The sequence below is a fragment of the Cytobacillus sp. SAFR-174 genome (genome assembly GCF_051964675.1).
Taxonomy (GTDB): Bacteria; Bacillota; Bacilli; order Bacillales; family Cytobacillaceae; genus Cytobacillus.
In genome coordinates, this window is sequence record NZ_JBQCMZ010000003.1 from 200,111 (window position 1) to 221,523 (window position 21,413).

Below are 21,413 nucleotides of genomic sequence, written 5' to 3' on the forward strand. Positions count from 1 at the left end.
AGTAATGTTCACACTCACACATCACATCTGCCAAACTCCGTAACTGGAATCAGTCTATCTTCCTTTTCTATTAAAGCCGGCAGCATATGCGTGCTGGATTGCTCTATTTGCAAAATTTCCCTCTCTATTTGCAGATTAGCCATTCTATTTGCGGGTTCCAGCAATCTATTTGCAAAATTCCCCTCTTTATTTGCAATTTTCCCGTTTCTATTAGTAATGTTCACACTCACACATCACATCTGCCAAACTCCGTAACTGGAATCAGTGTAACTTCCTTTTCTATTAAAGCTGGCAGCGTATGCCGTGCTGGATTGCTCTATTTGCAAAATTCCCCTCTCTATTTGCAGATTAGCCATTCTATTTGCAGGTTCCAGCAATCTATTTGCAAAATAAGTTTCTCTATTTGCAGCTTTCCCGATTCTATTAGTAATGTTCACACTCTCGGGACCAGGGCGGTCCGGCAAGGATGGATCTGTCAGTCATTTTATTAAAATCAATCAAACGTTTGATTAATGTTTCACCTGAAAACAAATGAATATTTTAACAATTTATAATTTTATATTGAAATCACAGCGCTTACATTGTATATTGAATACGTATTCAAAAACTAGAAATTTCAGAAAGATGGTGAGCGATTGGAGAGAATAGCTGTACTTGGGTGCGGCACGATGGGCCATTCAATTGCGCTTAATGCGGCTTGGGCCGGACTGAGCGTGACCATGCAGGGAATCAGCGACGCCGACCTGGAACAGGGCTGGACCAATATGCTGAAGAAGCTTGAGGTTATGCTCAATAACGGTATTTTATCCGAATCGGAAGCTGGCCACATTCAGGAAAACATTAAAATGACTGTCTCTGTTGAAGAAGCAGTTCAAGGTGCTACTTTCGTGATTGAAGCTGTACCGGAAAACATTCAATTAAAGATTGACTTATTTAAGCGTCTTGACGCTCTTTGTGCTCCTGATGTCATTCTCGCAAGCAATACTTCAGGACTCAGTCCAACAGAGATTGCTTCAGAGACTGCCCATCCGGAACGAACAGTAGTGACACACTTCTGGAATCCGGCGCATCTGATTCCTCTAGTAGAGGTTGTTCGCGGTGAGAAGACCGGCGATGAAGCAGTGGAAAGATCCTTTCAGCTTTTAAAGCAAATGAAGAAAAAGCCGATTGAAGTGAAAAAAGAGGTTCCCGGTTTTGTCGGAAATCGCCTTCAATATGCACTTTTCCGTGAAGCCCAATACCTTCTGGAGGAGGGCATCGCAAGCAAAGAAGATATTGATGATGCGGTTACTTACGGAATTGGACGCAGGCTGCCGGTTTCCGGTCCATTGATGACAGCCGATATGGGCGGACTGGATGTCTTTTCAGCCATATCTGATTATCTGTTCCAGCACTTATCCAGTGCAGAGGAATCTTTGCCGGCACTAAAGAAGCTTGTGTCTGAACAGAAGCTCGGTGATAAAACGGGTGAAGGCTACTACAAGTGGGATGAAGCTTTTTCCAAAGAGTACAATCAGAAGAGGGAAGCGGAGCTGATCCGTTTTCTAAAGAAGGATCTGGGAATTCAATAATTCTGATGGAGGAATGGTATGAAGAACTTTCCTGACCTGGAGAATAAATCGGTAATCGTGACAGGCGGAAGCAAAGGAATCGGCAGGGATATCGCCATGTCCTTTGCCGAAAACGGAGCGAAGGTTGTGATTGTGGGGAGAAATGAAGACGCTCTCCGCCAGACAACCGATGAGCTGAAAAAAATTAACACCAATAGCTATTATGTTTCCGCTGATTTAAATAATGTCTCAGAGATTAAAAGAATGACAGAAGCAGCAGTGGATTATATGGGCTCACTCGATGTTCTGATCAATAACGCCGGAATTAACCGGGCCAAGCCTGCCATGGAAGTAACGGAAGAGGACTGGGACCTGACGCTTGACACCAATTTGAAGGCAGCGTTTTTCTGCAGTCAGAAAGCAGCAGAGTATATGATTCCGAATCAATCCGGCAAGATTGTCAATATTGCTTCTCAGATGGCGTTTGTCGGCTACTACAAACGGGCGGCCTATTGTGCAAGCAAGGGCGGCATGGTGCAGCTGACGAAAGCGCTCGCGGTGGAATGGGCATCACATGGCATCAATGTAAACGCGGTGGCACCAACCTTCATCGAAACCGAGCTGACTTCAAAAATGTTTGAGGATAAGGAATTTGAAAAGGAAGTCTACGGCAGAATTCCGCTTGGAAAGCTTGCGGATGCGGAGGATGTCTCGGCCGCAACTCTATTCCTTTCTTCTAAACTATCAAAGTTCATCACAGGCGATACAATAAAAGTAGATGGCGGCTGGACAGCCATTTAAATTTTTTTCCTTAATTTTGCATACGTATTCAAATATAAAAACAGGAGTGATATAAAAATGGCAACTTTCTTAAAACAAGGCAAAAATGATCAAGAGGTACAAGAAGCAGATGTAAAAGTAAGAGAATCGGTGAGCGCCATTCTTAAAAATATCGAAGAAAACGGAGATGCAGAGGTTCGCAAGCTTTCCGAGCAGTTTGATAAGTGGTCACCGGAGCAATTCAGATTAACTGAAGAGCAAATCCAGGAGATCGTGGCATCTGTACCTGAACAAACAATTAACGATATCAAATTTGCACAGGAACAGATCCGCAATTTCGCCGAGCATCAAAAAGCATCATTGAAAGATATTGAAGTGGAAACCTTGCCTGGCGTGTTCCTTGGACACAAAAATATTCCAGTAAACAGTGTCGGCTGCTATATCCCTGGCGGACGCTACCCGATGGTTGCTTCCTCCCATATGAGTGTTCTGACTGCGAAAGTGGCAGGCGTTAAACGCGTGATTGCCTGCACACCTCCAATTAAAGGAGAAATTCCTTCGGCAACGGTAGCCGCTATGCACCTTGCGGGAGCTGATGAGATTTACCTGCTTGGCGGAATTCAGGCAATGGGTGCAATGGCAATCGGAACAGAAACCATCGAGCCGGTTGATATGCTTGTCGGGCCAGGGAATGCGTTTGTAGCGGAAGCGAAGCGCCAATTGTATGGAAGAGTCGGAATCGACCTGTTCGCCGGTCCAACAGAGGTTCTTGTCATTGCGGATGAAACATCCGATGCTGAGATAATTGCAACGGATTTATTAGGACAAGCTGAGCATGGACCAAACTCTCCGGCATGTCTAATTACAACATCTGAAAAATTAGCGAATGAAACAGTGGCAGAAATCGAACGCCAGCTGGAGACTCTTCCAACAGCAGATGTTGCAGGAGCGGCATGGAAAGAATACGGCTCCATCATCTTAGTAGACAGCCTGGAGGAAGCAGTAGAGGAAGCGGATAAACTGGCTTATGAGCATGTGGAAGTTTTAACTGAAGATCCAAACTACTTCCTTGAGAACATGACTAACTACGGTGCACTTTTCCTTGGGCCTGAAACAAATGTGGCTTACGGTGATAAAGTAATCGGAACAAACCATACGCTTCCAACGAAAAAAGCAGCCCGCTACACTGGCGGACTTTGGGTGGGCAAATTTCTGAAAACATGCACATACCAGAGAACAACGCCTGAAGCGAGTGCGAAAATCGGTAAATATGCATCCCGCCTATGTGACCTTGAAGGCTTTAAAGGCCACCAGGCACAGGCTGATCTTCGTGTAAAACGCTACAGCAGTCTCGTGAAGTAAGCAAAATCTGATATAATTTCTCTGTCTAGACTCGGGCAGGAGGAACACGCATTGAAAAATAAAAAAGTGACAGCCATGGATGTCGCCCGATTGGCAGGCGTTTCCCAATCGAGCGTATCCCGGGCTTTTAGTGAAAATTCAAGTATCTCGTCAAAAAAGAAACAGCTTATTCTGGATGCTGCCGAACAGCTTGGATATCAGCCGAATGCCATAGCACGAGGCCTGATTACCAATCATTCCCGCATCATTGGCGTTGTCATGCGGAATATCCAGAATCCTTTTTATCCGGAAATCCTCGATAAATTTTACAGCAGGCTGGCCGAAAAAGGGTACAAGGTGATGTTTATCAACTCCCAGAATAACGAAATCCAAGAGGATGAAGTGAGCCATTTAATTGAGTACAGCGTTGAGGGAGCCATCATTACCGATGCGCTTTTGACCTCATCAACTGTGCAGAAATTTACACGCAATGGCATCTCGGTCGTCCTGTTTAACCGATATGTGAACGATTCCTTAAGCAGTGCTGTTGTATGCGATAACTTTGCTGCCGGGAAAAGGATTGGGCACTACTTAATAGAAAAAGGACATGAAAATCTCGCCTTTATCTCCGGACCGATGAATACATCAACAACAGTTGATCGAAAAAATGGCTTCCAGGAAGCTTTGGCAGAACACGGCATCTCTTCCTTTTTAACCGAAAACGGCCTTTATTCATATGAAGGAGGATTTGCTGCAGCTCAAAAATTATTGGAACGCAGTAAAAAGATAGATGCCATCTTCTGTGCAAATGATATATCCGCTTTTGGCGCAATGGATTATCTGAAAAAACAGGGCATCAGAGTCCCTGAGGATATCTCTGTTGTAGGCTTTGACGATGTGGCTATGTCAGATTGGTCATCTTATGAATTAACCACCTGGCACCAGCCGGTTGACGAAATGGTCGATTATTCGATTAATCTTCTTTTGGAGCATATTAACGGGGACACGGACACCCCTGAAATCCAAAGATTAGAAGGCCATTTGGTGGAAAGAGGATCAGTAGCGGACAGAAGGTAATGGAGAGAAGGTGTGGGTTTTCGGGATAGGAGGATCTTATGCTAAGTATGATTGGATTGCTTGGGGGGATCGGGCTTCTCATCTATTTGACGATGAGAGGGATGAATCTGCTGCTTGCTGCCCCTCTTTCAGCTTTTATTGTTGCAATATTCAGTGGATTGCCGATTTTCCCTCAGCTGGCAGGCGAGGGTGAGGTCAATTTTCTGACTAACTATATGAACGGATTTGCCGGCTTTATTACATCGTGGTATTTGATGTTCTTATTCGGGGCCATTTTCGGAAAACTAATGGAAGACAGCGGAGCAGCCGACAGTGTTTCCAAATGGATTATCGATAAAATTGGCATGAAGCGGGCAGCATTAGCCGTTGTCATTGCCTGTGCGGTCTTAACCTATGGCGGCGTAAGTCTGTTTGTTGTAGCCTTTTCCGTCTATCCAATGGCATTGAGCCTATTTAAGGAAGCCAACCTGCCAAGAAGATTCATTCCGGCAGCTCTTGCCTTCGGTTCGACTACTTTTACCATGACGTCGGCGGGTTCACCGGAAATCCAGAACTGGATTCCGATTGAGTTCCTGGGCACTTCTCCATATGCCGCCTGGGAAGTCAGCTTGATTGTCGCTATCTTTATGATGGCATTCGGATACTGGTGGCTGAAGAAAATGATTAACAAGGCGATTCGCAATGGAGAAAAATTTGAAGCAAGAGAAACGGATTCTGCACTAATCCGTGAAAACTTGCCAAGCCCATTATTAAGTATGATTCCGCTATTGGTCGTCCTTGTGATTTCGTTTATTTTCCATGATTCATTAGCACAGTCAGCCTTGATTATTGCCTTATTGAGCGGCTGTTTTGCAACTTATTTTCTTAACCTTAAGTATTTTACCAATGTATGGGGTGCCGTATCAGAAGGAACCATCGGCGCATTGATTGCCATTGCCAATACATCTGCAGTGGTGGGCTTTGGCGGTGTGGCTAAAGCAACCCCTGCCTTTGCCAGTGCAGTAGATGCCATGACCAGCATTCCGGGAAGCCCTTTAATCGGCGGCGCCCTGGCTGTTGCTGTCATTGCCGGCCTGACCGGATCTGCTTCCGGCGGCCAATCGATTGCCCTGCCGCTTCTGGCCCCGCATTATCTGGATATGGGTGTCAATGCAAGTGAGCTTCACCGTGTTGTGGCGATATCATCCGGATCAATTGATTCCCTGCCGCATGGCGGTTATGTTGTGACAACCATCCGGGCGATCTGCGGCGAGTCCCATAAGGATGCTTATCCGGCATTTGGGGCATTGACAGTAATTGTGCCGATACTTGGTGTTATTTTAGCGGTCATATTATTCTCGATTTTCTAAAGTGCTTAGCAGAAAGACAGAGGGTTTGGGCTCTCTGTCTTTCTTTCTATTAAAATGGTGCGGTCTCCGCTGTGCGGAATTGCTCTATTTGCAGAATTTCTGGGACTATTTGCAAGTTGGGACATGCTATTTGTAGGTTCAACCAGTCTATTTGCAAAATTGAGCTTCTATTTGCAGGTTCAACCGATCTATTTGCAAAATGTGCCTCTCTATTTGCAGATTTCCCGATTCTATTAGTAATGTTCAAAGGTCCGAAACTGGAATCAGTTTATTTTTAAAAAGTGTTATTTTCTATAAAACTCGGCGGCATCTGCTGTGCGAAATTGCTCTATTTGTAGGATTACCATCACTATTTGCAAGATGGGCCATGCTATTTGCGGGTTCAACCGATCTATTTGCAAAATAAGCATCTCTATTTGCAGATTTCCCGTTTCTATTTGTAATGTTCAAAACTCCGAAACTAGAATCAGTTTATTTTTAAAAAGTGTTATTTTCTATAAACTCGGCCGCATCAGCTGTGCGGCTCTATTTGCAGAATTACCATCACTATTTGCAAGATGGGCCATGCTATTTGCGGGATCACCCGGTCTATTTGCAAAATAAGCATCTCTATTTGCAGATTTCCCGTTTCTATTTGTAATGTTCAAAACTCCGAAACTGGAATCAGTTTATTTTTAAAAAGTGTTACTTTCTATAAAACTCGGCGGCATCTGCTGTGCGGAATTGCTCTATTTGCAGAATTACCATCACTATTTGCAAGATGGGCCATGCTATTGCAGGTTCACCCGGTCTATTTGCAAATTAAGCATCTCTATTTGCAGTTTTCCCATCCCTATTAGTAATGTTCACACTCAGGCACCACACTGGAACCTATCTATCTTTTAAAAGTGTTATAATTTAGAAAATTAAAATTACCGGAGGAGTTCCATATGCCTCAATCCATTTCTGATAAGAAAGAGGACTTGCTTAATGATGAGCACCTTAAAGTGAAAAACTGGATGACACCCAGCCCGTTTTGTATACAGCCGGGGCAGACACTGGCAGAAGCTTCAAAAATGATGGCGGATCTTCATTTGGAAAGCCTGCCTGTCGCAGATGAAAGCAATCGCTTAGTTGGAATGATCACTTCCAGGAAGCTGCTTAACTACTTTGCCCAGGGCAACCCGGGAGATGCTTTAATTGGCAGCATTCCCAAATCGAATCAGGCAGCTGTCCGGCCGGATGATTCCATCCTCGATATTATGTCGCTTCCATACGATCAGCTTCCTGTCACGGGTGAAGATGGAAAGCTCCTTGGCATCCTGACAGCCAGAGATATTCTGGATGGGCTCTCCAAATACCTGTATAAGCTGAGGCAGCAGCATAATTCCGAGGGTGCACTTGGAGCCATTTTGGAAAGCGCCTATGAGGGAATAGCGGTTGTCGATGAAAACGGCATTCTGCAGGAATTTAACGAAGCATACAGCCGTTTTACCGGCATAAAGCGGGAGGATGCGATTGGCAGGCATGTCACAGAGGTGATTGATAACACACATCTTCATGAAACGGTAAAGACCGGAATTGCTGAACGGGGGGTTCTGCAGAACATCCAGGGTCATGACATGGTGGTGCACCGGATCCCCCTCTGGAAGGAAGGCCGGATTGCCGGCGCCATCGGAATGCTGATTTTCGAGGGAGTCACAGAAGTCTATAAAATCTATGAAAAACTGCAGGAAAATCAAGATGCCAAGCCGGATCTTTTCACAAAGAAAAAGGAAAATGACAGCCGGGTCACCCTTGACCAGATCATTGGTACAAGTGAAGGAATCATGGAAGTGAAGCGGCTGGCACGAAAGGCGGCCAGGACTGCGGCCACTGTCCTCGTAACAGGGGAAAGCGGGACGGGAAAAGAGATGTTCGCCAAGAGCATCCATCACCTCAGCCCATTTTCCACCGGGCCTTTCATTAGCGTTAACTGCGGTGCCATTCCGGAGCATTTATTCGAGTCTGAACTGTTTGGCTATGAAGAAGGAGCCTTTACCGGGGCAAAAAAAGGCGGCAAGCCCGGGAAATTTGAGCTGGCAGACAATGGCACGATTTTTCTCGATGAAATCGGAGAGATGCCGCTTGTCATGCAGACCAAGTTGCTGCGGGTCCTGCAGGAAAAGGAAGCAGAACGTGTCGGCGGTGTGAAAAAGTATCAGATTAATGTCCGAGTTATTGCCGCGACAAACCGTAACCTTATGCAAATGGTTGAAACCGGGGAATTCCGGGAGGACCTTTATTACCGGCTGAACATCATCCAGCTCCACATCCCACCGCTGCGGGAACGAAAAAAGGATATTCCTGTCCTGCTGGTCCATTATCTGAAGGAAATCTGTGAGCGGTACCAGGTGCCTGGAAAACTATTTACATCTGAGGCGGTGAACGCTTTTGTCCAGCATCCGTGGAGAGGGAATATCCGCGAGATGGTAAATACAGTGGAACAGCTGGTGACACTGGTTGATGGGAAGGTGATTGACTATCATCATTTGCCGGAGATGCTGAGAAATCCGGAACCCGCTTTGAAAAAAGTGGATCGGGCTGCAGGGTCTATTGAGGAAGCTAAATTACTGGGCAGCCAAAGAGAGTCTGAAATTATTCTGGATGCATTAAGAAAGGCAGGCGGAAATAAATCGAGAGCTGCCGATTTGCTTGGAATTCATCGGACAACTCTCTATCAAAAACTGAAAAAGCATAGAATAACCTGAATGCAGTGTAGTGGTATCGCTACAAAAAATCTACATTTGTAGTGTAGTGACTACACTATTGCAGAAAGAAAACACTGTCTTTACTGAGTTTCAAAGTTGGCACGCTCCTTGCAAGTATAAGTAGTAATAGAAAAAAAGGGGTGGAATGTCCAATGGAGAAACCAGCAGTTTTCCGGGTGCCGGAAGCGATCTTTTATGGAAGGGGATCTTCCGAAAAAGTTGGTGCTGAAGCAGCGCTCAGAGGGAAAAATGCATTAATAATCAGTGATAAGATAATGGATCAGCTTGGATATGTAAGTGAATGCAGAACCTATCTTCAGGAGGCGGGCGTACAAAGTGAGGTCTATCTGGGGGTCGCATCAGAGCCGACTGACGAGTATGTAGCAGAAGCACTCGAGCTATTTCAAAAACAGCAATGTGACCTGGTTATTTCAGTAGGCGGCGGCAGCTGTATCGATACCGCAAAAGCCATAGCGGTTTTAGCAACAAATGGCGGCTATATCGGCGAGTATATGGGAGGAAAGAAACTGGCACAGAATGCCCCGGTTCCTCACATAGCGATTCCGACAACAGCTGGGACTGGCTCTGAGGCGACAGATGTAACCGTCATCACAAATTCATCCAATGATGTCAAAATGATGATCAAACAGCCTGCTTTTATGCCGAGCGTGGCAATTGTGGATCCGCTGCTTACCCTATCATCACCAAAGAATGTCACATCGGCAACCGGGGTTGATGCCCTAAGCCATGCGGTTGAAGCGTATCTATCCAAAAAGGCACATCCGATGACAGACACAATGGCGATATCGGCTATGAAACTGATCGTGGAAAATATTTTAACCGCTTACAATGAGGGAGACAATGTTGATGCCAGGGAGGCAATGAGCCTAGGATCCCTGCAGGCTGGAATGGCGTTCTCGAACGCATCTGTATGCCTTGTGCATGGCATGAGCCGTCCAATTGGCGCTTTATTCCATGTTCCTCATGGAATCTCGAATGCCATGTTGCTGCCTGCAGTGATGGAATTCAGCCAGGAAGCATGTGTGGACCGCCTGGCAGATATCGGCCGTATTTTTCAGCCTGATAATGAAAGCCTTACCAATGAAGAAGCTGCAGAAGTGGCTGTTCAATCCGTCAAAGAGCTTTGCCGGAAATTACATATTCCTAATTTAAGAGGATGGGGAATAGACGAGGAAGCCTTTAAGAACGCTGTCAGCAAAATGGCAGACGACGCCATCGACAGCGGCAGCCCAGGCAACAACCCAAGAGTTCCGGAAAAGAGCGAACTCGAAGAGCTCTACCATGTTTGCTATAACTATCAGTTTTCCTCTGAAACAGAGAAAGTGTAATAGGGGGACAAACAGATGATTGGAATGCTGGGGTTAATTGCTTCACTGCTTCTATTAATGTATTTAACTATGAAAGGCGTAAATATTATTATTGCCGCGATCATCAGTGCAGTTGTGGTTGCTCTGACAGGAGGGCTTAACCTTGAGACAGCCCTGACAGAGCATTATATGACAGGCTTTACAGGTTATTTTTACTCATGGTTCCTCATCTTTTTATTGGGCGCCATATTCGGAAAAATCATGCAGGTAACCAAGGCGGCTGACAGCATTGCGAATTGGGTCAAGGATACACTCGGACCATCAAGAGCGGTATTTGCAGTCGTGGCGGCAGCAGCTATCATGACTTACGGAGGCGTCAGTCTGTTTGTTGTAGGCTTCGCCGTTTATCCAATTGCTGTTTCCCTATTTAAAGTGGCCAACCTGCCGCATCGTTTTATCCCGGCGGCATTGGTTTTCGGATCCATATCCTTCACGATGACAGCACCGGGCTCGCCGGAAATCCAAAACCTGATTCCGACTGAGTTTTTTGGAACAAAGCCGACAGCGGGCGGAATCATCGGGGTGTTAATGGCCCTTCTGATCATGGTAATAGGCGGGATTCTGCTTAGCCGGATGGTGAAAAAAGCGGTGAATAATGGCGAGGTATTCTCTTTGCCAAATCAGCCGGCCGGTGCCAATGAGTCGGCAGCAGCTCTTGAATCGGAGCTGGAAATGCAAAGGCCAAATGCTGCTCCGGCAGGGAAAGACTATCCTCATGTGATCATGGCCATCTTACCGCTGGCATCAGTAATTGCGATTTTAAATACGGCTGCCAACTTTACTTCCTCGACGGCTGCCGCATTGATCTCTCTGACAAGCGGCATCGTTCTGGCATGTGTATTGATGATGAAATATTTAGTCGGGTTCTGGGAGGCGCTTGCCAAGGGTGCCCAGGATGCCTTAGTCGCAGCCGCCAATACATGTGCGGTTGTAGGATTTGGAAGTGTTGCAGCCCAGGTTGCTGCGTTTGACACCTTTGTAGATGCACTGGTAAATATCCCGGGTCCGCCGTTAATGGGACTGGGTATTGCCGTTACACTGATATGCGGTATTACCGGCTCGGCATCAGGCGGCTTGGGCATTGCGCTGCCAATTCTGGCGCCAATGTATCTGTCGCAAGGACTGGACCCTGGTGCCATGCATAGAATTTCAGCCCTTGCATCCGGCGGACTGGACTCACTGCCGCATAATGGCTATGTCGTAACAACGATCCGGGCGATATGCGGAGAAACCCATAAACGCGCCTATTGGCCAATTTTCATTCTAAGTGTAGCGATGCCAACGGCAGTACTATTCCTGGCAATATTCTTATATTCAATCTTTTAATTTCGAAAGGGGATTTTACTTATGACAGCGACAACAACAACGGTATTAAAAAACTTTATTAATGGCGAATGGGTGGACGCCAATACGGATAAATTTGAAGTGGTGCCAAATCCGGCAACTGGCGAGGAGCTTGCCCGCACCCCGATTTCTACACGTGAAGATGTCGACAATGCTGTACAGGCAGCCAAGGAAGCTTTTAAAGTCTGGAGCAAAACGCCAGTGCCAAAGAGAGCCAGAATTCTATTTAAATACCAGCAGCTTTTAATAGATAACTGGGACGAGCTGGCAAAGCTGATTACACAAGAAAACGGCAAAAACTATAAAGAAGCCTATGGCGAGGTGCAGCGCGGAATTGAATGTGTGGAATTCGCTGCAGGTGCTCCATCCCTCATGATGGGCAAGCAGCTTCCTGATATTGCGACAAACATTGAATCAGGCATGTACCGCTACCCTGTAGGTGTCATTGGCGGCATCACGCCTTTCAACTTCCCGATGATGGTTCCCTGCTGGATGTTCCCGCTCGCAATTGCATGCGGCAACACATTTGTATTGAAGCCATCTGAGAGAACACCAATCCTTGCTAACCGCCTGGCAGAGCTGTTCACAGAAGCGGGCCTTCCGGCTGGCGTATTCAATATTGTTCATGGTGCCCATGACGTGGTAAACAGCCTGATCGATCACAAGGATGTACCGGCAATTTCATTTGTTGGCTCCCAGCCTGTTGCCGAGTATATCTATAAATCTGCAACAGCAAAAGGCAAACGCGTCCAGGCGCTGGCTGGTGCCAAGAACCACTCAATCGTGCTGCCTGATGCAGACCTTGATGGCGCGGTTAAGGAAATTATCGCTGCTGCGTACGGTTCAGCAGGTGAGAGGTGCATGGCCTGCTCTGTAGTAGTAGCTGTGGATTCCATTGCCGACGAGCTGGTTGCGAGATTAAATGACCAGGCGAGTCAGCTGACAATCGGAAACGGCTTGGATGAAAATGTATTCCTTGGCCCAGTCATCCGCCAGGAAAACAAGGAACGCACAAGCAATTACATTGAAATTGGCGAAAAAGAAGGAGCAAAACTTGTCCGTGATGGCCGCAAAGACGAAGCATACCACGAAAACGGCTACTTCATTGGACCAACGATTTTTGATAATGTGGATCCATCAATGAAAATCTGGAAAGAAGAAATCTTCGCACCGGTACTTTCTGTGGTGCGTGTAAAAAATCTTGAAGAAGCAATCGAGCTTACGAACAAATCGGACTTTGGGAACGGTGCATGCCTATTCACTGACAGCGGAAGCAGCGTCCGCTACTTCAGAGAAAACATCGAGGTCGGCATGCTTGGAGTGAACATCGGAGTACCGGCGCCAATGGCCTTCTTCCCATTCTCCGGCTGGAAAAACTCCTTCTACGGAGACCTTCACGCAAACGGAACGGATGGAGTGGAGTTCTATACGAGGAGAAAGATGCTGACTGCACGCTGGTAAAGATAGCGGGACGAGGGGACAGGTTTCTTGTCCCTATGTCCCATTTATTTTTGAAAACAATCAAAGAGAGACACCTGCCAAAAAAGGCGGGTGTCTCTTTTTTATATACATAGACCCATATATTTTAAAAAAGAGTGAAAAAGGTCACAAAATTTCGCGTTTTCTGTCGATATAATAAAGGAGTATATAAGAGATGGGGAGATCAATGATGTTCGGAAAAGGAAAGTTGAAGCAGCTGGAAGATGAAAAACGGGAACTGGAAGCAAAACTCCAGTTTGCTGAAGAAGAGTTTCAGCGCAAGGAACATTTTTATCAGACACTGATTCAATCATTTAATGAAGATTTGACAACTACAGTAAGCCAGCATGAAATGGTCAATGGTCAGCATTATATGCTGGGAGACCTGGTTCTGAAAATAAAAGACGGTTTTGAAAATGTAGAAAAACATAGCGAAGCTACTTTTTCCAACAGCCTTACTCTATCGGATAAAGGAGAAAACCTGATTCAATCTGCAAAAGAGATGGTCAAAAGCTCGGAGGAAGGCCGCGGATCCGTCAGCAAGTCTGAGCAGCTGATTAAACAGCTGGGAGAGCAGCTGGAAGTGAATTCACAGAAAATGGAGGCGCTGAGCAAAAGGTCCAAGGAGATTGAGATGATTGTTCAGGTCATTAAAGATATTGCAGAGCAAACGAATCTTCTTGCTTTGAATGCTTCCATCGAAGCGGCACGAGCAGGCGAGCAGGGTAAAGGATTTGCAGTCGTGGCGGATGAAGTCCGGAAACTGGCCGAAAGCACAGCGACAAGCACCGCGAATATCAGTTCTCTGACGAAAAATATTCAGGACGATATTGAAGCAACACTGAATTCAACAGTCGCAAGCACCGAGTTAATTAAAAATGGCATGTCCCTGAGCGGCCAAACTACCAGCAAAATTGATTCGATCACGAACCTGATCCGTACAGTTGAATCAGAAGTCGGTGAAGTAATTGAAATGATCAACATTCAGAAGGGGTATTCCGAGGAAGTAGCCGATGAGATTGCGGATACCAAGTCTGTTTTTGATCAAGTGAAGGAACTGATTCAGAGGCATATTGACGATGCCAGAGTTGTTGACGAGAAGCTTGAAGGCGCCATTTCGCAGGTACAGGCGGTAAATTACTAAGTTTTAAAAGGGGTCAGATGATGAAAAAGAAAAAACAGAAAGAAAAAGGGTCGCTGTTTTCATTTACGATTAGAAAGAAATTATTGCTCTCATTTATTATTATTTTATTAATTCCTTCTATTTCAATCGGCTACATATCCTATCAGAAGGCACATGATGAGATAAAGAACCAGATTGAGATGAGTGCAAATGAGAATGTTAAAATTCTTGATCAATTTATTATGAACTTTATTAAACCTAAGATGGAGGATACAAATTACTTTTCCAAAAGGATCAAAAAGGATTTTTATACAGAGGAAGAACTGGAGGGAACGGTAAACGCCTTTAGCCAGTATAAAGAGCTCCATCCGGAGGCAGTCGCCATTTATGCAGGCTCTGAAAAGGGCGATTTAGTCATTTATCCGCGTGCTGATTTGCCGGCTGACTTTGATGCAACCACACGCCCCTGGTATCAGGGAGCCATGGAGGCAAAGGGAAAAGCCTTCATCACAGAGCCATATGTTGACGCTGTAAGTGGAAATATCCTAATTACAGTAGCCCAAAAGCTTGGCGACAGCTCAGGTGTTATTGGGATTGACTTAAGTCTCTCTGCTCTTAGTGAGCTATCCAATAATATTAAAATTGGAAAAGAGGGCTATCCTGCCATCTTAAGTGCAGAGGGAAGCTTTTTAGTACACCCGCAGGAGAAGCCGGGCACACAGGCAGAAGGCAGCTGGCTGCCGGAAGTCCTGGAAAAGGAAAAGGGACAGGTTGAGTACACGCTTGATGGCGTAAAGAAAGAGATGCATTTTACTACTAATGGCCTGACAGGCATGAAGGTACTCGGCACGATGAACCTGGGAGAAGTGACGTCGGCTGTCCAGCCTATCTTAGTCTCGACAATCATATTTATTGCCATCTTCGTCCTTGTGGGTGCATTTGTTTCCTATATTATTGTACGTTCGATAACGCGCCCGCTCAATCAGCTCATCGCGGCAACCGATAAAGTCAGCGAAGGGGATCTGACCCAGAAGTTTATTGTCAGGAACAACGATGAAATCAGCAAACTGGGTGTCAGTTTTAATAAGATGGTCCTATCGCTGCAGCAGCTGATCAACCAGGTGAGCGAAAAAGCGGTACACCTGGCATCATCATCGGAACAGCTGACAGCAAGCTCTGAGCAGAACAACATGGCAACAGAGCAGGTGGCCAACTCCATCCAGGAAGTAGCCTCTGCAACTGAGCAGCAGACAGAAAAGGTGAAAGAAAGCACCTCTGTCGTCAAAGAAATGTCCGGCCGCATTCAGCAAATTATGAGTAACACCAATGTCGTGGCCAAAACCGCCAATGAGACAAATGAAGTTGTGGTAAAAGGAAATGAAGCCATCGACCTTTCGACGAACCAGATGAAAAATATTAATGTAACAGTCTCAGAACTGGGTTCCATTGTTCATACATTAGGGAAGCGTTCGGAGGAAATTGGCCAGATTGTTAATGTGATTTCTGCCATTGCCGACCAGACGAACCTGCTCGCACTCAACGCAGCCATTGAAGCGGCAAGAGCAGGTGAGCACGGAAGAGGCTTTGCTGTTGTGGCCGATGAGGTCCGCAAGCTGGCAGAACAATCGTCCAAGTCAACCGAAAGCATCCGCGAACTGATCTCAACGATCCAGACGGATACAAACAAAGCCATCTCGTCCATGGAAAAGGGAACAGCTGAAGTGGAAAAAGGAATCGACCTGGTGAACAATGCCGGAGATGCCTTCAGCCACATTCAGCAATTTGCCGACACCGTTTCGGGCCAGATCGCAGAAGTGTCATCATCCATCAGGGACATGGCCGAAGGCGCCGACCAGGTAGTGGAACTCGTCAGCGCAATCGAAGAAATTGCCGCTGTCACAACAGCCGAAAGCCAGGACGTATCCGCTGCTACAGAAGAACAGCTGGCGTCCATGGAAGAAATTGCGGCATCGGCTGCATCGCTTTCAGGGATGGCGGAGGAACTGCTGGATTCTATCAAGAGGTTTAAAGTGGAATAAATAGGATGGGCCCGCTAGGAGTGGCGGGTCTATTTTTGTGTATGCTGATTCTCTGGAGAAGCGTGTTCAGAATGTGAACGCTGCAAATAGAGTGCGGAAACTTGCAAATAGGTGCTTTAAACTTGCAAATAGGGCTAGGAATTCTGCAAATAGAACAGGTAAAGTGCAAATAGCTAGCCGGATTCTGCAAAAAGACGAACTGCATACTGAGCAGGAAACGGCTCACATAGAGATTTGCAAATAGAGCCGGAGATTCAGCAAATAGCAGACTGGATTCAGCAAATAGCAAACTGAATTCTGCAAAAAGCGAACTGCATACTGAACAGAAAATGGCTCGCTCAGTTGATTTGCAAATAGAACCGGGGATTCTGCAAATAGAACAGAGGAAGATGCAAATAGCAGGCTGCATTCTGCAAATAGAACTATAAACTTGCAAATAGCAAGCTGATTCCTGCAAATAGACCAGCAGCAAAAGATCCGGGAACAGTATACGATAATCAACTTGCAAATAGAACAGGAAATATGCAAATAGACGCAGGCTTCCTGCAAATAGAGCACACTCCTCACCAAAAAAAAAAGCTGCAAAAGCGCATCCAGCGCTTTCGCAGCTCCTGTTTAAGGAAAATAGATATCCAGACGATTTTTGTCTTTCCGCATAATATAGTAATTTTGAAAATCTTCACCTATGAATATGTCACGATACTTCTTGGAATTGATGGTTACGATCCGTTTCCTGTCCCTGATAAAATATATCTTTCCATGGTGTACGCAAATCTCATTAAAGCTGATTCCATCACGATCGATAAGCTCATCATCATAATAGGAATTAAAAATAACACTCCGATTTTTATAATCACACAAAATAGTCATATCTCTCACTTGTTTTTCCATACCCTCAAAACATACCCCCCGCATCCGCATTGATCGATAAATTGAGTGTCCACTTTATTTCCGAAGTATATGAGCAGTGCTTCAGTCAGGTAGTTATCGGGATTTCCTAACTCAGCCGGTGTGACTATATTGACATAATACCCTTTAGCTGTCTGGCTTACTGCCGCCATTGCATCGTTGGTCAGAAGCTCCACATCACTAGCGTAATTACCATGCTCAAGTGAAATAGACCAGTTCTTTTCCATATTAGCACCTCAATTCAGCCTAATTATAAATTAACTTATTGGAAAAATTTGTGAGGTGTATCACTATTCAGGGGATTTTTCATAAATACGGTGCCTTTTATTTCTTTTAAAAGAAAGGTCCATCCTGGAGAGTAATCTTGAAGCCGCATAGGGGGATGGGATATGGGTAAATGAGCGGAATTCCGAGTTGGTAATTGCCGGCTTAATAAGCCGGAAGTAGTCTTGGACTGCAGCCTCATGTGCTAAGGGAGTGGAAAATAAACACATTGGGCAGTGCCATTTCCCCCAATAGAAAATCATCGGAAGGGAAGCGCATTTAGGGCAGCTGACTCCAGTGAGAATTTCTTCAGCTGAAACATTGAATTGCTCAAGAATCTCGGATTGTACAGGGGTATGTTTTTTTAACAAAGTCCGGCGCAGCTTCCGAATCTCCTTAGAGTCAGTTTTTTCATGAGGGAACTTATTTTCAATGCCATTCATTTTGGATAAAAGGTGATGAGAGTGTAAGACTTTCTTAGATATTTGCAGCGGATCTGTCTCTGCCTTAATTATGGTGGAAGGATGGCTGATTATTACTAAAAAATCAAGAGGAATGGTAGGAAATCCATTAAGGTCAAGCCAGTTCCTAAACTGATTCGTCTGATGCCGGGCTTGTGAAATGGGGTCTGGAAATCCTTCTTCTTTGTCATTTTGGATGCGGATGACCTGCTGGAAATGAGGGTTGAAAAACAAGGTGCCTGTCCAATTTTTAACTTCTAATATGAGTCCGAAGTTTGCAGTGAGCAGCAATGCATCGATTTGGAAAAATTGTGATCCGTTTGATAACCGCAAATCATGAAAAATCCAATACTTCTTAGGTTCCAGAAAGCTTAAATAATAAAATAACCGTTCTTCTCCCTTAAAGCCAGCGCTTCTTTTTTTGTATTCTGAGATTATTTTCTCACGTGCGGGATGCTGTTCGGGGATTCTTCTTACCAATGCTTCAAGCTGGAGGTTTATTTCGGGGACTTTCAGACTTTTACTGATCAAGTATAGCTCTCCTTTCTGTGTTTACTTAGTTATTTTCGATATAAATGTCTATATACCTCTTTTAGACGGGATTCTATTTCAGATTTTCATGCTCTATTTGCAGAAACAGCCACTCTATTTGCGAGTGGTTTTTCCTCAAATATCCTATTTGCAGGAAGCAGGCAGCTATTTGCAATTTTCCCGTTTCTATTTGTACAAAATCACCTTCTATTTGCAAAATCACACATCTAATTGCAACCTTCCCCACTCAATTTGCAGAGTTCACATTCGACAAAATTCGGGTGGTGCCTGTCACCCTCATCCCGCTAAAAAAAGAACAGCCGCATCCGCAGCTGTCCCTAATAACTTATTGATTTTGACCGTAACTGATCAAGTTCGTGAAGATGCGGTAGCCTCCCGGAACCTGACCTTGAATCTGGCGATAGAATACCAGGTTGGTATAAAGGTAGGTGCCTTCTCCGTAATCGGCCATGAGGATGCCGCCATCAAATGGCTCCTCGTTTGGATCGCCCATGCGCACGAAGGTTTCAAAGCGGTCATCCCACTGCATTGGATAGTATAATCCTCTTTCCTGTATCCAGTTGGCCCAGTCGTCTTCCGTAATGTTATTTGGATAGTTGAAGAGCGGCGATTCAGGCTGCAGAACGGTAACGGGTGCATTTTCATCGGTTACCCTCCAGCGGATGGATGGGTTTCCTATAGTAAGCGGGTAAGGCGCAGTGGTTTCAGTCACCCAGCCATCGTTCGGCTTATGGTATTGAACCACCATATGTCCGCCATTTGCGACGTATTCTTTTAAACGTTCATTATTTGCTGTTAAGTCTTCACGGGACAGGTAGGCACGGATTCCAACAACAATTGTATCGTATTGGCTTAAGTCCCCTGAAGAAAGATCGGTCTCAGTAAGCTTTGTCACATCGAGTCCTGCATTGGACAAGTAATCTGCCACTTTATCAAAGCCGCTTTCAATGTAGCCGACCTTTAAGCCTTCCGGTGCCAGCAATTCAAAAGCGACCCCATTTACCTGAGCAGGGTACAGGTAATAAAATGTACCGATATGATCATACTGAATTTCTTGAACAGTCGAATCAAAGGTTTCGCCATCAACGGTTGCCTCGGCTGACAGTTTGAAGTCGCCTTCCTGAATATCTGCAGGCGGGCTAAGCGTAAAGGTTACCTCTTTTTCCTCCAATGAAGATCCGAAGTTAACTGCAGCTTTTTCCGGGCTTACTGACCATCCTTCCGGAACATGTAAGGATACGGAAGCCTGTGCAGCTCCTTTACCGTAATTTTTCACTTTTACATTGACAGGCACTTCTTCCTGAACGTCGGCAGTATTAATTACCAGATCTTCAGGGGAAAGGGTAAGGCCAACGTCCGGCAGAACGGCAATGGTGCCATCCAGCTCAGAGACAGTCACAGTCTTTGCACCGGCAGATTCATAGCTGATCTTTGCCTGTATGGCAGGGGTTTCGTATGCGTGATAATATGCTGCAACAGCTGGAACTTGAATCTTAAAAGTAACTTCAGCCGTTTTACAGGGTGCAAGGTCAGCTGCCTTGGACGTATTAGAAGCCTTCCAGCCCTCAGGAGTGATCAGTTCAACATCAGCTTTCTTCAGCTTCTGACTGCCATTATTGGTTAAAGTGACCGTAACAGCTGTTTTTTGTCCCTTTGTCAGGATATTGGACTCCGCCTGTGCCTCAATTTCAAGGCCGGAGGATACCAGGCTCACATTCAGCAGCTGTTCTTTTTTCACTTCAAGCTTATGAAGCAGATCTGACTTCAGCTGGGAATCAAGCTTGGATTTCGTTGTTTTCTTAACTAGACGGTCTGCTTCTTTTAATGCTTGCTGTGTTTTGCTGAATACCTGGCTGTCGCTAGGATAGCTGGAGATAATTCCATCCAGGCTTTTTTGGAATTTTGTAAAGTGGACCTGCAATGCTTTTTCTTTCTTAGGGAGCGTTTTTGCCCATTCGTTAAAATCATAAGGGATTCCGGCAAATAGTTCATTGCTGCCGTTTGTTTTAACCGCACTGTCCACTAACTCCAAATGCGTTTGTCTTGGTGCGACAGGGATATCATTGCCCATACCCTGGCTTTTGTGCATATAGCGTGATTCCTCGCCGATTTGCGGATAGGACATGCCGTAAACAGGATCAAGCATGCCGATTTCAATCGATGTATCGGCTGTATCTTTATTTTCTGCCGGCAAATAGAACTTTTTAGTCTGCCAGACGGATAGTCCTTCTTTTAATTGTTCTGGAAAAACGTTAGGATCTGCGGCATCTTTGAAGGCTTCCTGGCTAAGAATGGTCATGGTGCGGTGGTGTCCGTGCTGGGTATCTGAGTCTCTGAAGGATGGCATTACAATATCCGGCTGGTAAGTGCGAATAAAGCGGATTAATCTTTCATAAGTAAGGTCCTTGCCCCAGTGGCTCAGTGTTTCATCCTTTGTCTTGGAAAAACCGAAATCATAGATGGTATCAGAGGTGGTTTCACTTAAATGGTAGGCTTTAACTCCGGTAATTTTCGCTGCTTCAATCATTTCTCGGGAGCGGATTATTCCAAGACCGTTCCCAAGCTCCTGGCCAATTTCATTCTGGCCGCCCTCGCCGCGGTTGGCGATCAGGCTTGAGGTTTTAACACCAAGTCCCCGTGATAAGTAAGCAAGAAAGTCACTGCGCTCATCGTCAGGATGTGCTCCTGTATTCAGAAAGCTGACAGTTGTGTCCAGCGGCTTCACTGCACTCCACAGGTCAGGGTCATGCTCTTCTGACTGGGCACTTCCGCTGAGAGGCAGCAGGGAGAGAATTAACATAAAGGATAAAAAATAAACAAAGATTTTTTTCAATGTGTGTAACCCCTTTCGAAATGGTTTACCAGCACTCCTCTTGCACTCCTTTCATCATAGGTCTAAAGCAGGTTAGTTAAATATCCTAACTAACTTCAGGCAACTACCCGCCTAATAAATTTCATAATAGTGGAAAATAAATAATATCTCAATATTCGAAAAATTATTTATATTAAAATCCTTCTTTTGTCATAG

General features: G+C 45.4%; 16 protein-coding genes. 11 read left to right on the plus strand and 5 right to left on the minus strand.

Annotated elements, in window-relative coordinates:
- Nucleotides 1-14: 14 nt before the first annotated feature.
- Complete coding sequence (locus tag ACTHRG_RS04880) at nt 15-230, minus strand: hypothetical protein (RefSeq protein ID WP_440230663.1); 216 nt, start codon at nt 228-230, stop codon at nt 15-17.
- 405 nt (nt 231-635) lie between these two features.
- Here ACTHRG_RS04880 and ACTHRG_RS04885 point away from each other — a divergent pair, with 405 nt between their 5' ends.
- The 11 genes from ACTHRG_RS04885 to ACTHRG_RS04935 all read left to right on the plus strand — a co-directional run bounded on the left by ACTHRG_RS04885 (nt 636) and on the right by ACTHRG_RS04935 (nt 16,199).
- Nucleotides 636-1,571: a 3-hydroxyacyl-CoA dehydrogenase family protein gene (locus ACTHRG_RS04885; RefSeq protein WP_076259344.1), complete on the plus strand. Its 936-nt coding sequence runs from the start codon at nt 636-638 to the stop codon at nt 1,569-1,571.
- Nucleotides 1,572-1,589: 18 nt separating this feature from the next.
- Nucleotides 1,590-2,351 carry an SDR family NAD(P)-dependent oxidoreductase gene (locus tag ACTHRG_RS04890; protein ID WP_440230664.1) on the plus strand — a complete coding sequence of 254 codons (762 nt, stop codon included), beginning with the start codon at nt 1,590-1,592 and terminating at the stop codon, nt 2,349-2,351.
- Nucleotides 2,352-2,408: 57 nt separating this feature from the next.
- Complete coding sequence (gene hisD, locus ACTHRG_RS04895) at nt 2,409-3,692, plus strand: histidinol dehydrogenase (RefSeq protein WP_076259348.1); 1,284 nt, start codon at nt 2,409-2,411, stop codon at nt 3,690-3,692.
- Between the two features lie 51 nt (nt 3,693-3,743).
- Nucleotides 3,744-4,748 carry a LacI family DNA-binding transcriptional regulator gene (locus tag ACTHRG_RS04900; protein ID WP_076259351.1) on the plus strand — a complete coding sequence of 335 codons (1,005 nt, stop codon included), beginning with the start codon at nt 3,744-3,746 and terminating at the stop codon, nt 4,746-4,748.
- Nucleotides 4,749-4,786: 38 nt separating this feature from the next.
- Entirely contained in the window at nt 4,787-6,097 is a 1,311-nt protein-coding gene (locus ACTHRG_RS04905; RefSeq protein WP_440230665.1) for a GntP family permease, read from the plus strand.
- Between the two features lie 929 nt (nt 6,098-7,026).
- The gene (locus tag ACTHRG_RS04910) at nt 7,027-8,826 is read left to right on the plus strand and encodes a sigma 54-interacting transcriptional regulator (RefSeq protein WP_440230666.1); all 1,800 of its coding nucleotides are present in this window, start codon (nt 7,027-7,029) and stop codon (nt 8,824-8,826) included.
- A 152-nt stretch (nt 8,827-8,978) separates the two neighbouring features.
- Nucleotides 8,979-10,175 (plus strand): iron-containing alcohol dehydrogenase, encoded by a 1,197-nt coding sequence (locus tag ACTHRG_RS04915; protein WP_440230667.1) that lies wholly within the window; start codon nt 8,979-8,981, stop codon nt 10,173-10,175.
- Nucleotides 10,176-10,190: 15 nt separating this feature from the next.
- The gene (locus ACTHRG_RS04920) at nt 10,191-11,540 is read left to right on the plus strand and encodes a GntP family permease (protein WP_440230668.1); all 1,350 of its coding nucleotides are present in this window, start codon (nt 10,191-10,193) and stop codon (nt 11,538-11,540) included.
- Between the two features lie 21 nt (nt 11,541-11,561).
- Nucleotides 11,562-13,019 (plus strand): CoA-acylating methylmalonate-semialdehyde dehydrogenase, encoded by a 1,458-nt coding sequence (locus ACTHRG_RS04925; protein WP_440230669.1) that lies wholly within the window; start codon nt 11,562-11,564, stop codon nt 13,017-13,019.
- A gap of 193 nt (nt 13,020-13,212) precedes the next feature.
- Nucleotides 13,213-14,181 carry a methyl-accepting chemotaxis protein gene (locus ACTHRG_RS04930; RefSeq protein ID WP_440230670.1) on the plus strand — a complete coding sequence of 323 codons (969 nt, stop codon included), beginning with the start codon at nt 13,213-13,215 and terminating at the stop codon, nt 14,179-14,181.
- A 20-nt stretch (nt 14,182-14,201) separates the two neighbouring features.
- On the plus strand, nt 14,202-16,199 hold the full coding sequence (locus ACTHRG_RS04935; protein WP_440230672.1) for a methyl-accepting chemotaxis protein: 1,998 nt from the start codon (nt 14,202-14,204) through the stop codon (nt 16,197-16,199).
- A 615-nt stretch (nt 16,200-16,814) separates the two neighbouring features.
- Here ACTHRG_RS04935 and ACTHRG_RS04940 read toward each other — a convergent pair.
- The 4 genes from ACTHRG_RS04940 to ACTHRG_RS04955 form a co-directional block, all read right to left on the minus strand.
- Nucleotides 16,815-17,090: a hypothetical protein gene (locus tag ACTHRG_RS04940; protein ID WP_076259371.1), complete on the minus strand. Its 276-nt coding sequence runs from the start codon at nt 17,088-17,090 to the stop codon at nt 16,815-16,817.
- The gene (locus ACTHRG_RS04945) at nt 17,075-17,335 is read right to left on the minus strand and encodes a CGCGG family putative rSAM-modified RiPP protein (protein ID WP_076259373.1); all 261 of its coding nucleotides are present in this window, start codon (nt 17,333-17,335) and stop codon (nt 17,075-17,077) included. The genes ACTHRG_RS04940 and ACTHRG_RS04945 overlap by 16 nt, the downstream gene beginning before the upstream one ends.
- Before the next feature lie 63 nt (nt 17,336-17,398).
- Nucleotides 17,399-18,364: a nuclease-related domain-containing protein gene (locus ACTHRG_RS04950; protein WP_440230673.1), complete on the minus strand. Its 966-nt coding sequence runs from the start codon at nt 18,362-18,364 to the stop codon at nt 17,399-17,401.
- A gap of 346 nt (nt 18,365-18,710) precedes the next feature.
- A complete protein-coding gene (locus ACTHRG_RS04955; protein ID WP_440230674.1) occupies nt 18,711-21,218 on the minus strand; it encodes an NEW3 domain-containing protein in 2,508 nt (835 codons plus the stop codon).
- Nucleotides 21,219-21,413: the final 195 nt, after the last annotated feature.